At 73.1% G+C, this 13,356-nt stretch carries 14 protein-coding genes; 9 read left to right on the plus strand and 5 right to left on the minus strand.

The features are described 5' to 3' along the window. The first annotated feature begins 103 nt into the window (after nt 1-103). From OO52_RS15395 to OO52_RS15410, 4 genes are all read left to right on the plus strand, one after another. Nucleotides 104-349, plus strand: a complete 246-nt coding sequence (locus OO52_RS15395) for a thiamine pyrophosphate-dependent enzyme (RefSeq protein ID WP_030644354.1) — start codon at nt 104-106, stop codon at nt 347-349. 14 nt (nt 350-363) lie between these two features. Continuing rightward, on the plus strand, nt 364-1,152 hold the full coding sequence (gene budA / locus OO52_RS15400; protein ID WP_030644357.1) for an acetolactate decarboxylase: 789 nt from the start codon (nt 364-366) through the stop codon (nt 1,150-1,152). Between the two features lie 400 nt (nt 1,153-1,552). Continuing rightward, complete coding sequence (locus OO52_RS15405; RefSeq protein ID WP_030644360.1) at nt 1,553-2,017, plus strand: cupin domain-containing protein; 465 nt, start codon at nt 1,553-1,555, stop codon at nt 2,015-2,017. Between the two features lie 109 nt (nt 2,018-2,126). Further along, entirely contained in the window at nt 2,127-2,693 is a 567-nt protein-coding gene (locus tag OO52_RS15410; RefSeq protein WP_030644362.1) for a TetR/AcrR family transcriptional regulator, read from the plus strand. 224 nt (nt 2,694-2,917) lie between these two features. Here the strand turns inward: OO52_RS15410 and OO52_RS15415 are convergent, their stop codons facing one another. Continuing rightward, nucleotides 2,918-4,390, minus strand: coding sequence for a pyridoxal phosphate-dependent decarboxylase family protein (locus OO52_RS15415; RefSeq protein WP_051818410.1), 1,473 nt, complete (start codon nt 4,388-4,390; stop codon nt 2,918-2,920). Nucleotides 4,391-4,490: 100 nt separating this feature from the next. On the opposite strand from OO52_RS15415, the gene OO52_RS15420 reads away from it, so the two are divergent. Further along, nucleotides 4,491-5,048 carry an Lrp/AsnC family transcriptional regulator gene (locus OO52_RS15420; protein WP_199819928.1) on the plus strand — a complete coding sequence of 186 codons (558 nt, stop codon included), beginning with the start codon at nt 4,491-4,493 and terminating at the stop codon, nt 5,046-5,048. Between the two features lie 61 nt (nt 5,049-5,109). Further along, on the plus strand, nt 5,110-5,475 hold the full coding sequence (locus OO52_RS15425) for a response regulator (RefSeq protein WP_030644368.1): 366 nt from the start codon (nt 5,110-5,112) through the stop codon (nt 5,473-5,475). 67 nt (nt 5,476-5,542) lie between these two features. Here the strand turns inward: OO52_RS15425 and OO52_RS15430 are convergent, their stop codons facing one another. The 3 genes from OO52_RS15430 to OO52_RS15440 form a co-directional block, all read right to left on the minus strand. Continuing rightward, nucleotides 5,543-6,202, minus strand: a complete 660-nt coding sequence (locus OO52_RS15430; RefSeq protein WP_030644371.1) for a response regulator transcription factor — start codon at nt 6,200-6,202, stop codon at nt 5,543-5,545. A 132-nt stretch (nt 6,203-6,334) separates the two neighbouring features. Further along, entirely contained in the window at nt 6,335-6,892 is a 558-nt protein-coding gene (locus tag OO52_RS15435) for an isochorismatase family cysteine hydrolase (protein WP_030644372.1), read from the minus strand. 54 nt (nt 6,893-6,946) lie between these two features. Next, complete coding sequence (locus OO52_RS15440) at nt 6,947-9,778, minus strand: helix-turn-helix transcriptional regulator (RefSeq protein ID WP_030644375.1); 2,832 nt, start codon at nt 9,776-9,778, stop codon at nt 6,947-6,949. Between the two features lie 634 nt (nt 9,779-10,412). On the opposite strand from OO52_RS15440, the gene OO52_RS15445 reads away from it, so the two are divergent. From OO52_RS15445 to OO52_RS15455, 3 genes are all read left to right on the plus strand, one after another. After that, a complete protein-coding gene (locus OO52_RS15445; RefSeq protein ID WP_030644377.1) occupies nt 10,413-11,027 on the plus strand; it encodes a hypothetical protein in 615 nt (204 codons plus the stop codon). Nucleotides 11,028-11,140: 113 nt separating this feature from the next. After that, nucleotides 11,141-11,545 (plus strand): SsgA family sporulation/cell division regulator, encoded by a 405-nt coding sequence (locus OO52_RS15450; RefSeq protein ID WP_030644379.1) that lies wholly within the window; start codon nt 11,141-11,143, stop codon nt 11,543-11,545. Between the two features lie 89 nt (nt 11,546-11,634). Beyond that, entirely contained in the window at nt 11,635-11,913 is a 279-nt protein-coding gene (locus tag OO52_RS15455) for a WhiB family transcriptional regulator (protein WP_030644381.1), read from the plus strand. 673 nt (nt 11,914-12,586) lie between these two features. Here the strand turns inward: OO52_RS15455 and OO52_RS15460 are convergent. Then, nucleotides 12,587-13,348, minus strand: a complete 762-nt coding sequence (locus OO52_RS15460) for a type VII secretion system-associated protein (RefSeq protein ID WP_234339533.1) — start codon at nt 13,346-13,348, stop codon at nt 12,587-12,589. Nucleotides 13,349-13,356: the final 8 nt, after the last annotated feature.

Here is a 13,356-nt window from a genome sequence, read left to right on the forward strand (position 1 = left end):
CACATGTTCAGGCGAAGGCCGCTTCCATGTACGGCGGATACCGGACCGAGTGATCAAGTTCGACGCACCATTCGACGTCGGCCGTTAAAGATCAAGCTATGACATGGTCGGTTTCCAGCAGGACCTCAAGTACGGGCGCAGGAGCGGGGTCGCCCTCGGCGACTACGACGCCGTCGCCTACGCGGAGGCGTTCGGCGCCCGGGGCGTCCGCGTGCGGAGCATGGAGGAGTTCGGCGACGCCCTGCGCGGGGCGCTCGAGGCCGACGGACCCACGATCATCGACGTGCCGGTCGACTACTCGCGCAACACCGAACTGGGCGAGCACCTGATCCCCGGCGCGTTCGAGTGAGGAGAGAACAGGACATGACCCCGACCGAAGCCGCGGCCGACCGGCTGCACCGGTTCGTCTCCGCGCTACGGCGCCTGCCACCGTTCCGCGGGGCGCCGCCGGCCCTCTACCAGACCTCGACCATCGCCGCCCTGCTCGCCGGGGTCTACGACGGTGACCTCACCGTCGCCGGCCTGCTGCGCCACGGCGACTTCGGCCTCGGCACGTTCGACGCGCTCGACGGCGAGATGCTCGTCCTCGACGGGACCTGCTACCGCCTGCGCGCCGACGGCTCGGTCGAGGAGGCCGGCGGGGAGGAACTGACGCCCTTCGCCGCGGTGACCCGCTTCCGGCCCGAACGGCGTGCCAGGCTGTCGGGGCCGCTGACCCGGGCCGAGACGGAAGAGGCCGTGGGCGGACTGCTGACCAGCCCCAACATGGTGCACGCGGTACGCATCGACGGACGCTTCACCGAGCTGCGCACACGGACCGTGGCCCGGCAGCACCGGCCGTACCCGCCCCTCGCCGAAGCGACGGCCGGCCAGGTGGAGAACACCTTCTCCGAGGTGCCCGGCACACTCGCCGGCTTCTTCACCCCCTACTACGAGCAGGGTGTGTCCGTCGCCGGCTACCACCTGCACTTCGTCGACCGGAGCCGGACGCGTGGCGGCCACAGCCTGGACTTCACGCTCGCCGACGGACGCGTCACCGTCGAAGCGATACCGGAACTGCGGCTGCGGCTGCCCACCACCGAGGAGTTCCTGCGGGCCCGCACCCCCTCGACCCCCGTGGACGAGCAGATCCGCCGCATCGAGAACGGCTGACCGACGCGGTCGTCCCGGGAAGTCTCCGGACACCCTGAGCGGGTGTCCGGGGCGTGGCCGGGGACGTCAGCGGCGCGCGGCGTACCGGGCATCGGGGTGGCCGCCCCGCCCTCTTCCCAGGAGCGAGGACGACCACCCCCTCTTCTCCGGGAGCGGGCGCCAGCCGACAGGCACCACGTCCGCGGAGAGTCTCCCCAGTATCCGAACGGTCGGGACGGGGCCGGAGTTCACGTTCCGTGGAAGAACGTACCGGCGAATCCCGTCGGGACACCCGCGGCACACGTGTCCGAGTGGCCGACATTCACCCTTGTGTGTGCGCGGAAACGTGTGATTGCCTCGCAGAAAGAACGGTCGTTCTGCCTGCGCGGCTCCGACCGCGCCCGACAAGGAGGAACACACGATGATCGACCGACGCCTTCTGCTCCGTACGAGTGGCGGCGCGGCGGCCGGCGCGCTCGGCGCCCTCGCCCTGTCGTCCACCGCCGCCGCGGCGGCCGAGCCGGCCGGGCACTCCACCGCCCACCACCCGGTGGACCCCGATCCCACCGCGGGCGTGACGCGCACCCTGCTCCAGGAGCACCCCTCGCCCGCCGAGGGCTGGGAGGCCGTGCAGACGCTCGTGCAGATCCCGCGCCACAAGGAATCGGGCCGGCACAGCCACCCCGGCATCGAGGTCGGCTACATCATCCACGGCGACGTCCTGATGGAGTTCGACGACAGGCCGCCCCTCAGGCTGCGCACGGGGGACCCGTTCTTCATCCCCGACGGCGCCGTCCACAACGCCCGCAACGTCGGCACGGTGACGACGATGATGCTCTCCACATACGTCGTCGACGAGACGAAGCCCCTCGTGACCACCTACTGACGGCGGGTGGGCGCACCTCGTGGGCCGGGTGCGCCCCGGGCACCGTGGTGACCCATGGGATCCACCTGTGGGCCGCCCGCCCGGTGCGGGCTTTCCGTACCCTGCTGCCATGACGTCGGGCGCCACCCACCACACGCATCCGCGAGACCGGCTGCTGGGCACAGCGGCCCGGCTGTTCTACGAGCACGGCATCCACACCGTCGGCGTGGAACAGCTGGTCACCGAGGCCAAGGTCACCCGGGCCACCTTCTACCGCCACTTCGCCGGCAAGGAGGGCCTGGTCCTGTCCTACCTGCGGCAGCGGGACGCGCGCGTGCGCCAGGAGGTGGCCGCCATCCTCTCCGCCCACCGGGGACGCGAGGCCCTGCTCGCCCTCATGACGATGACCGGTGACAGCGTGCGGCGGCCGGGGTTCAGGGGCTGCGGTTTCCTCAACGCCGCCGCCGAACACCCCGACCCCGGGCACCCGGTGCGCCGCTGCGTCGCGGAGCACCGCCGGTGGTTCCTGGACGTCCTGCGAGGCGCGGCCGAGGAGGCGGGCCACCCGGACCCCGAGGGCGTGGCACGGGCGCTGGTCGTCCTGCGGGACGGGGCGATGGCCGGCGGGTACCTCGACGACAGGGGGAACGTCGCCGAGACGCTGCGGAAGACGACGCAGAGCCTGCTGGACACCTGACCGGCCCGGGTGCGGCTGACCGGCCCGGGCACTGGGCGGCTCTCCGGGGAAACGGCGTCACCGGGCACCCATCCCTCACAGGTGCCCGGTAACGCCTGCCGCGGTCCGTGCGTCCCTGGGGGCCGCGGCGTTTCCTCGGGGGTAGGACATATGTTTCTCCCTGCGGACGGCCGACGCGATGGAGCGGGCCCCATGTTTCCGCAGCGGTGTGTGTAGGGCCCTCCCTACAGGTGCGCCTGGGTGACGCCGCTCTCGGGGTGGAGGGCCAGGCCCAGTTCGTCCGCCACCTCCAGCACCGTCTGCACGGCGTCGGGGGTGGTCCGGAAGTTCACGAAGCAGGTGCGCAGGCAGGTGCGGCCGTCGACGACGGCGGGTGCGAGGAAGACACGGCCGTCTGCCTGCATGGCGTGGGCGAGGCGCTCGTTGTGGATGTCTAGTTCGGCGTCGCTCATCCCGGGAACGAGGTGCCGGAAGCAGACGGTCGACAGCATCGGCTCGTGCAGCAGCTCGAACGAGGCGTGCGCCCGCACCTCGTCGGCGAGCAGCGCGGCGTTGGCGAGCGTCCGCTCGATCCAGGCACGGAACCGGTCGGCGCCGTGCACCCGCAGGGACAGCCACAGGCGCAGGGAGCGGAAGGGGCGCGAGTACTCGAAGGTGTGGTCGACCGGGTTGGCGGTGTCCTCCTGGTGGAGCATGTAGCGCTCCTCGTGGCCGAACGCCGCCCGCAGCGGGCCGCGCCGCCGCAGCAGGACCACGCTGCAGCTCTTCTGCACGCCGAGCCACTTGTGCGCGTCGACGGTGACGGAGTCCGCCCGGTCGAGCCCGGTGAACAGGTGCGCGGCCGTCCCGGTGGCGGCGGCCGGCAGGCCGTAGGCGCCGTCCACGTGCAGCCACACGCCCTCGCGCTCGCACACGTCGGCGATCGCGGCGAGCGGGTCGACCGCCCCGGTCAGCGTGGTGCCGGCGGTCGCGACGACAGCGACCGGGGTGCAGCCCTCCGCCCGGTCGCGCACCAGGGCCGCGCGCAGCAGGTCCGCCCGCATCCGGCGCCGCCCGTCGGTCGGTATGCGGCGCAGCGCCCGGCGCCCCAGTCCCGCCGCCTCCACGGCCCGTACGACGGAGTGGTGCGCCTCGTCCGAGCAGTAGACGGTGGCCCGACGGCCGGCCACCCCCTGCTCGCGGGCGCCCGGCAGTGCCTGCTCCCGCGCCGCGAGCAGCGCGGTGAAGTTGGAGGTCTGGCCGCCGCTGGTGAAGTGTCCCTCCGCCATCGGGTAGCCGACGAACTCGGCCACCCAGCGCACGGCCTGCTCGTCGAGCAGATCGGCGGCCCCGGCGGCGGTCGCGAGGTTCGCGTCGTACGCGGCGGACAGCGCCGAGGCCAGCACACCCGTCTCCAGACCGGTGGAGCCGACGTAGGCGAGGAACAGCGGTCGCGACGGCGACACACTGGCCTCCAGGACGCGCACCGCGTCGTCCAGCGCGGCACGTGTCTCGCCCGGCAGCTCCGGCAGCGCGCCGCCGAGCCTGCCGACCAGCTCCGCGTCCACGTGCGGTTCGCTCGGCCGCGGGCGGTCGAACGACTCCCACGCCGTCGCCAGGTGGTGGCGGAGGTCGTCGAGGAGCCGCGCCCGCTCGGCCGGCGCGGCGGGCGAGTCGCAGAACGGCACGGACAGAGGGGTTTCAAGGGATCGAGCCATGTCGGCAGCGTGCAAAACACGTGTGCGTTCCCGCAACAGAGCAACTTGGCACTGAGCAGTATGATACGTGTAATAAGCACCGAACATCAGAATGGTCACCATGGATGCTCTCGACGCCCGTATCCTGCTCGCCGTCGACGACGACCCCGACGCCACCGCCCTCGCCCTCGCCAAGCGGCTGGGCATCGCCCGCAACACACTCCACGCCCGGCTCCAGCGGCTGCGGACGAACGGCGCCGTCCGTGAGTTCTCCCGTCGCGTCGATCCCGCGGCCCTCGGCCACGGCCTCGTCGCCTTCGTCTCCGTCGCGCTGAGCCAGACCACCGGGCGCCGGGCCATCGTCGCGCTCGCGGCCTTCCCGGAAGTGGTCGAGATGCACTCCACCACGGGCGAGGCCGACCTGCTGCTGAAGATCGTCGCCCGCGACACCGAGGACCTGCACCGCATCTCCGGGGAACTCCTCGACGTTCCCGGCGTCGTGCGCACCAGCACGGTCATCTCGCTGCGCGAGGAGCTGCCGCCGCGTACCCGCGCGCTGATCGAGCGGGCCGCCGAGCGGGGAGGCGAGCCCGGGCGGCCGAGGCGGAACCCGTCCGAAGCCGCCCGTCCGGTGAGGGCGGCCACGAGGGCCCATGCGGAGGTCCCCTTGCATGAGTGATACACAAACCGTAGGGCTCCCCCTATGGTCCCGCCGTCCGACCGTTGGGCATGCTGATGCCATGTGCATCAACATCGTCGTCGTCGACGACGACCCCGGATTCCGCCGCATCGCCACGACGCTGCTGACGGCACGGGGCCTGCGTGTCGTGGCGGAGTCCCGGGACGGCGCCTCGGCCCTGGCCGCGGTGCGGGCACACCGCCCCGACGGACTGCTGCTCGACCTGCACCTGCCGGACCTGGACGGACTGAGCGTGGCCCGTCAGCTGACCGAGGAGGACGATCCGCCGCGGATCGTGCTGACCTCCACGGACAAGTCGTTCTGGTCGCAGGAGGAACTGCAGAGAGCGGGAATCGAGTCCTTCGTCGCCAAGGACAAGCTGTTCGACGCCGACCTGCGGGGCCTGTTCGCCCGCTCCGCGTCGTAAGGGCCCGACGTGCGGGGCCCCGTCCATGAGCCGGGGCCGGCTCGGGCGGTGAGCCCCGGCGACCCCGTCACTGTCCGAGGTAGCGCAGCACCGCCAGCACCCGCCGGTGCTGCCCGGAAGCCGTCTGGCTGAGCCCCAGCTTCATGAAGATGCCGGTCACGTGCCGCTCCACGGCGGCGACGCTCACGAAGAGCTTCTCGGATATCCCGGTGTTGGAGTGTCCCTCGGCCATCAGGGCCAGGACCTCCCGCTCCTTCGGCGTCAGCGCCGCCAGCGGGTCCTCCGGGCGCTTGCGTCCCAGCAGGGCCGAGATCACGTCCGGGTCCAGGGCCGAGTCACGGGCCACGACCCGCTCGACGGCGTCTATGAGGATCTGGGGACTGGCCACCTTCTCCTTCAGCAGGTAGCCCACCCCGCTCGGATCGTCCCCGACCAGGTCGAGCGCGTAGGAGGCGTCGAGGAACTGGGAGAGGACGATCACGGCGGTCTCCGGCCGCGCCGCGCGGATCTTCCGTACGGCGTCCAGGCCATCGGCCTCCAGGGCCGGCGGCATCCGGATGTCGGTGATCACCACGTCGGGCCGGTGCTCCTCGGCGGCGCGGACGAGGTCCACCGCGTTGTCGACGGACGCGACGACGTCGATGCCCGCGTGGCGCAGGATGGTCGCGATGCCCTCGCGTACGATCGGCTGGTCTTCTCCGAGCACCGCCCGCAGTGGTTGGCTCATGTCGGAATCTTAGCCTGCGGTGTGTCGTGTCGAGTTGACGAGGAACGTGATCGGCACCGATCGTCGCGCCGGACGGGACATCACCCCGGCCACCAGTAGGCGGCCGGGGCGATGTCCGGGCGGGCGCGAGGCTCAGCTCGCGTCGGCGAGAGCGGCCAGGACGTCCTTGGTGGTGCCGGTCTCGGCGATGCGCGGGTAGATCTTGGCGATGGTGTGATCGTGCGCCGCGCCGTCGGTGTCGGTGACCGCGTCGAGCGGAACCGTGACGTGGAAGCCCTGCTCGTGCGCGTCACGGACGGTGGACTCCACGCCGCTGCTGGTGGCGATGCCGGTGACGACGACCTGGGTCACGCCTCGTTCGCGCAGCCACTCGTTCAGGCCGGTCTTGGTGAAGGCGCTGCGCGAGTACTTGGTCACCAGGTGGTCGCCGTCGGTGGCGCCCAGCTCCGGGACCAGTTCGGTCCACTCCGCAGTCGGGGTGGGGAAGCTCGCGCCGAGGTCGTTGCGCCCGGCGGGGCCTCCGGCGACGTTGACGAGGACGACGGGCAGGCCGCGGCGGCGGAACTCCGCGAGCAGCTCGGCGTTCCGAGCGAGCACATCGGCGGCCGGGTGCGCGAGGGGCAGTCCGACGAAGCCTTGTTCCGAGACACCCGGCTCCCCGTGGGCGACACCTGTCGTGGGCGACCTCAGATACGCGGTTCCCTCCCGCGTACCGTCGAGCGTGCCGGGAGTGGCGCCGGCCGCTCACGCGGAGACCGCTGTCGAGTCGACCTCTCGCGCGTAGAGGCGCGCCAGCTGGACCCGGGAGCGGACGCCGAGCTTCTCGAAGGCGTGCCGCAGGTGTGTGTTCACGGTGTGCGGGGAGAGGAACAGCCGCTCCGCCGCCTCGCGATTGGTGGCACCGTGGGCGATCAGCCGCACCACGCCGAGTTCGGACCTGGTCAGCCCGCGCCATTCCGGCTCCGGGGCGGCAGGGGCGGCGCCCGCCGTGCTGAGCAGCCGGACGCCGAGCTTGCGGAGCCGGCCGTGCACCCGCCGCGAGTCGCGCTCCGCCCCGCACGCGGTGTAGAGCCGGAACGCCTCCTCGAAGCGGGACCGGGCCGTGGCGGCGTCGGCCGCGGCGCCGCACTCCCCGGCGTCCTCCAGGGCGCGGGCCCGCAGCAGGGGACGGGCGGCCCCATGGTGTTCCGCCGCCTCGGCGAGCAGTTCCGCGTCCCGGGTGAACAGGCCCCGGGCGTGCGCGGCAGCACCCGCGAACAGCGGCAGGCCGGGGTTGAGCCGGGCCCGTTCCTCGGCGAACTCCACCGCCGCGGCGGCCAAGTCGCGCTGCCCGGAGGCGAGCGCGGCCGCCACGAGCAGCACCACGTCCCCGGCGTCGAGGCAGGTCGCGTGGAGGAAGCCGCGGCGCAGGTGGGCGGCGGCCGCGCCGAGCTGGTGACGGGTCAGGGTCTCGTCCCGGTACAGGGCGGTCAGGACCGCGATCCACGCACCGGCCCTGCGCACCTGCCGGTCCTCGCCCTCCGGGCAGGCCTCCGCCAGGGCCGAACACGCCTCCAGCCCTTCGTCGTCCCCGGTGTGGAACGCGATCCGGGCCCGGGTGCACAGCACGGCCGCCTCACTCGCCGCGGACGTCCCCGGCGCGTGCGGTCCGGTCCCGGCCGCCGCGAGTTCCCGTGCCGCCTCCGGCAGCCGGCCGCCGTCCAGCAGCAGCCGGGCCCGCGCGGTGCGCCACAGCGGCAGGTACGCCCGCCGGCCTCGCTGCTCCGCGTCGGCCAGTCCGCCTTCCACCAGGTCCGTGGCGGCCGTGTCGTCGCCGGCCATGCCCAGCAGGGCGGCCCTCCAGACCGTCGACAGGACCACTTCGGGGAGGGCGGGTCCGTACGCCGGGTCCAGTTCGGCGGCCGTCGCGGGCACCGAGTCGCTGTGGCTCAGCGCCTCGGTCCACCGCTGCCGGTGGCAGGCGCTCATCGAGCGGAGGGTGCGCTGGGTCAGGTCGTTCAGCGGGTGTGTGCCGCGGGCGCGCGCCAGGGACCCGGCCAGCGCTCCGCCGGCCTCCTCGGCCTCGCCCGCCAGCAGACGGCTCAGCAGCGTCGTCGACAGCAGCTGGTCCTTCACCGGCTGCGGCACGCCGCGGTGGCCCAGGGCCCGGCGCAGATGCGCCTCGGCCTGGGCCACCGGGAACCGGCCGCCCATCCGGGTCAGCTCCAGGCACACCCGCGCGTGGGTGGCCGCGTCCGGCGGCACCTGGACGACCTCGCGGGCCAGGGCGCGGGCCTCGTCGGACTCGCCGGTCTCCCACAGCAGCGGAATCAGGCGCGCCGCCAGCCGCATGCGCCGGGGTGCGGCGTCATGGCTCAGCTCCAGCGCGCGGCGCAGGTGTGCCGCCGCCGTCGCGGGCGAGTGGGGCGCCAGTTCCCGGGCAGCGGCCTCCAGGACGCGGATCGCGTGCTCGTCGCCGGGCTCGGCCAGTTCGGCGATCTCGGCCGCGAGCGCCACCGCAGGCGTGCCGTCCGCGAGCCGCAGGTCGACCGAGCGCCGGCGCACGGACAGCCGTACGGGCGGCGGCAGGGTGGCGGCGACGGCGTCACGCACCGACGGGTGCGCGAAGGCGAGATGGTGCTGCTCGGCCCGCATCAGCCCGGCCGCCAGCACCTCGCGCAGGGGGCGCAGCAGGGCGGACTCGCCGCGGCCGAGCACCCGGGACAGGTGCCGGACGGTGAGGCTGTCGCCCAGCGCGGAGGCGATCAGCACCAGCTCCTTCGCCGGCTGCGTCAGCTGGTCGAGCCTGTGGGCGGCGAAGACCCCGGCCACCGGGTCCTCACCGGCACGGGTACCGCCGGTGGTTCCGGTCCGCGAGGTGAGGAGTGCGCACAGCTGCCGGACGGCACCCGGCAGGCCGCCGCACAGGGGCAGGTACGGATCCGCCTGCGGGGCCCGCGGCCCCAGCAGGTCCCGGACCAGCAGCCGTACGGTGTCCGGGTCCAGGGGCGCGATGTCGAGGGCGACCGCCCGCTCGATGAGCAGATCGCGCCGCAGCGACTCCACGGCCGGCACGTCGAGGTGGGACCGCGCGGCGAGCACCCACAGCAGCGGCAGCCCGGCGAGCCGCGCGGTGAGCCGGCGCACCGCGAGCAGGGTCAGCTCGTCGCAGTGCTGCACGTCGTCGAGGACGACGACGAGCGGCCGGTCGCGGGCGAGGTCCCGCAGGCCGTCCTCCACCCGCCGCAGCCACTCGTACGGAGAACCCGCCTCGGGGTACGGCCATCCCGGCTCGCACCGCGTCGAGCCGAGGGCCTCCAGCAGCGGAGCCAGCGGTGGCATGCCCTGCCCGGCGACGCCGCTGCCGGTCAGGACCAGCGCCCCGGCCGCCTCCTCGGCGGCCGAGGCCAGCAGACGGGACTTCCCGGCGCCGGCGGGCCCCTCGATCCACAGCACCCCGCCCTCCGCACGGTGGAGGAGCCGCAGCACCCGCTGACGGAGCTGCTCCCGCTCGCGCCGGTGCCCGCGCGGGACCGCCGCGGGCACGGGGACGGCGGTGCCGTCTGTCGTCGGCGGGATGTCAGTCGCCCGGATCAAGGCAGCCTCCAGTGGTCCGTGTGCCGTGCGGCCGGCGCGGTGCTCCGTGCTGTGCGGCACGGGCGAGCCGAAAGCGGCCTGCCGCGTCCGCACCTCGTCGAGGGCCCGCACACGTGGTGTGTCCTCGGTGCGTGACACAGGATGTGTCGCCGTCGCGTCCAGTGGCTGTCAAGCACACCTGAGAGGCGCAGGGGGGCGTACTCCACGGGTGATGTGGGGACAACCCGACGTCTGGACGTGTTCCACCCCGGATCCGGTCGGCGCGGCCCGGCCGGCGCGAGCGCATCGCCGCACGTCACGCAGCCGATGCTCGCCGCGGTGTGGGGTGGGCCCTACACAGGCGTGGGGGAGCCCCTAGGAAGGCAGAGGGAGCACACGACAGACCCGGACGCGGCCCGCTTCGAGACTAACGCTTGTATCCGGGGGGTTCCCGGCCGGCCGACCCGCCACCACGGGGGTCGGAGGGCCGGCTTGCGGAAGGGCGTTGTACCGGGCCGACGCGATGCGACGGACAGCCGCCAACGCTGGACACGTTTCGCGCCGACCGACCCGCCGGAACCGACACGTTTGACCGACAGAACAAGATAGGCCCGCAGCGCACCGGACGCCTGCGGCTGACGAACGGGAACTGGGCATGGCACAGCTGGAAACCATTCGGGCCGAGGTCCGTCACCCCCTGGGCAGCACGGGCGTCCGGATGGTCGCCGGCCCGGGCGGTGGCCTCACCCGGGGGGCGATGCTGGCCGGTTCGCTGGTCTCGGCCGCCGTCGGTGGCGCGCTGATCCTGGCGCCCGTCCGTACGGTGACGCAGGCCGGGGAGTTCTTCGGCGTGCACCTGGCCGTCCAAGGGATCCTGCAACTGCTGGCGGTCCACGAGTCGAAGGCGTCGGCATCGGTCCGCTGGATGCTGTCCGCCGGAGGCTTCGCCGCCCTGCTGCTCGGCGCCGCTCTTTTCCTCGGTTGGACCGACACCGTGTTCCTGCTCGGGCTGTGGACCGGCTGCGGCTGGCTGATGCGGGGACTCACCATGGCCGTCTCGGCCACCTCGGCCTCGGTGAGCCACGTCTTCGTCTACGACGACGTCCTGAACGCGGTGATCGTCTCGGCGGGTCTGTTCCTGACCGCCTTCCCCTTCTCGTCCCTGGGGCAGCTGGCCGACGTCGGCGGCTCCGTACTGATGGCCATCGGCGCGGTCGAGGCGTTCGCCGCCGCACGACGGCACCCCCGCACCCTCCGCGCGATCGACTGAGGCGAGCCCCGGCCGGGGCGGCGCACTCGCAGACAGCCGCGCGGCGGGACCGCAGGAGCACGACAACCCACGTTTCCAGGCCGGTCGACCGGCCGAGCCCCGAGGAGGCGACCATGAAGAAGTGCCAGCTCTCACTGGAGGTCACACACTGGGTGACCTCGGACCTCACCCTCACCCTGAACTCCGAGATCTCCTACGACGCCCATGACCCGCTGGCCGTCACCCTGGTCCTCGACGCCGACGGCGAGCGGCCGGTGCGCTGGGTCTTCTCCCGGGATCTGCTGGCCGACGGCATGTCCGCCCGGGTGGGCGAGGGTGATGTGGTGCTCTGGCCGGTGTGTGACCTCGACGGCGAACCGTCCACCTTCTGCGTGCGGGTGGGAGGCGCCCACACGGCGCTCTTCGAGATTCCCGCCGAACCGGTCACGACGTGGCTCGACGGGACCTACACGATGGTGCCGCGCGGGGCCGAACTGGACGGGGTCGACTGGGACGAGCTTGTCCAGCTGGCGGAGTGAGGCGTCCACCGCCGGCACAGCACGAGCGAGCGGATACCGGGACGTGCGTCCCGAACGACTGTCACACACCCCTCATGGAAAGGAAGACGATGCCTAGCAACCCGCGGCCCCTCCTCAGCGACTGGCAGTGGCAGCAGAGTGCCGCCTGCCGCGGCATGAGCAGTTCCACCTTCTTCTCCCCGCCGGGGGAGCGGGGGCGGGCGCGCCGCGACCGGGAGGAGCGTGCCCGGCGCATCTGCGGCCGGTGCGAGGTCGCCGACATCTGCGCGGCCACGGCCCTCAAGCACGGGGAGGCCTACGGGATCTGGGGCGGCATGTCGGACGTGGACCGCCGGCAGTTCGACAAGGGCACCGCGGGCGCGGCCTAGACCGACGCCGGCCGTGGCAGCGTCGAACGGGTGGAGGTACCACCCCGCTGACACATCGCCCGCCTGCGCGGACCGTGGCGTTCGGAAAGGCCGGCCTTGTGACATGTCCGAGGAACTGACGAGGCCCTTCGAGGTCCGCTGGGACGACGTCGACCTGAACGGTCATCCACCGTGCTCCGCCCTCACTCAGACCGACGACGCGCGAGCTGACGAGGACCCCTTCGAGCGGGGAGGAGGCGGCCGTCGTTCGCACCCTGGGGGCGCGGATCGACCTCCGCGCCCGCAGGATCGCCCCGCCGCCGTCCGGCCTGCCGGCCGCGGTGTCGCCCGCGCGGGCGGACGACCATGCACTGATCACGTCGGCTTCATGAGCGGGTTGAGGGGGCGGGCCGGGGGTGAAGCGGCCGCCCTCACGCCAGGGAAGAACGCGGGGCGGCCGCTCCCTTCCTGCGGCCGGGCCCGCCGCTGAACACACCGGCCGCAGGAGTCCTTCGGACCAGGCTGCCGTTGGCGCCCGCCGTCCACTTCTGCCCGCTGCTCCCGTTGCACACCTGGAGCGCCGAGGCCGCTACAGCCCAGCTCGCGCACCGGCTTCTCGGGCAGCTCCCGCCGGCATCCATCTCCTCGGCCGGGCCGGCACGGCGGGCGGCGTCCGACCGCCGTGCCGGTGGGGTCAGGGACCGACGGAGGCCTGAAGCGGCTCCTCGGCCTCCGCGGACTGTGTGGGCACGGGCACGAAGGGCGGTTCGAGGTCCGGCGACAGGTCTTCCGGGCGCTCGGCTTCGGCCGACGACCGGGCCACCGCCTCCCGCACCGCCTCCCGCAGCGCCTCGGTCCGCACGCGCATGGCGACCGGACCGGCGGGGTTGAGGTAGAACTCGTGGCCGTCAGGGAGCCCGTCCAGCAACTCGGCGACGGGCGCCGTATGCGCGGTCAGGCGGCCGACGCCCAGCAACTGGTCCGGGGCCGTGTAGACGGGGACCACCTCGGCGCCGTCGTGGGAGAGGGCGGTGACGAAGGAGCCGTCCAGCGTGGTGAGGACGGCGACCTCCTCGGCCTCGACGAGGGCCTCCAGGACTGCCCCGACAGGTCCGAATCCGGTCGCCGCCGCCTGCATCGCCTCGTCCACCGGATCCGTCGGTTCGGCCCAGCCGAGGGCCAGGGGGGAGGGCCGGTAATCGTCATTCGGACGCCAGGCGACGATCAGCCCTCTGGAATCGGTCTGCCACTCGCCGACGATCGCCCAGGACGGCACATCCTCCTCGTCCGCCCAGAAGGGATCGACCTCTCTGAGCCACTGGCCGCGGGCGAAACGGGCGGCGCTGATGATCTCCGGTGGCGGGATGGGCAGGGCGATGGAGTCGGAGTCGTCATGTGTGTCGTCGGTGGGTGCCGGATCCATGTTCCGCCCGCCGAGTGCGTGCTGCTCCGTCATGCGAAATT

Source organism: Streptomyces flaveolus (genome assembly GCF_000716535.1).
In the GTDB taxonomy this organism is placed as follows: Bacteria; Actinomycetota; Actinomycetes; order Streptomycetales; family Streptomycetaceae; genus Streptomyces; species Streptomyces flaveolus_A.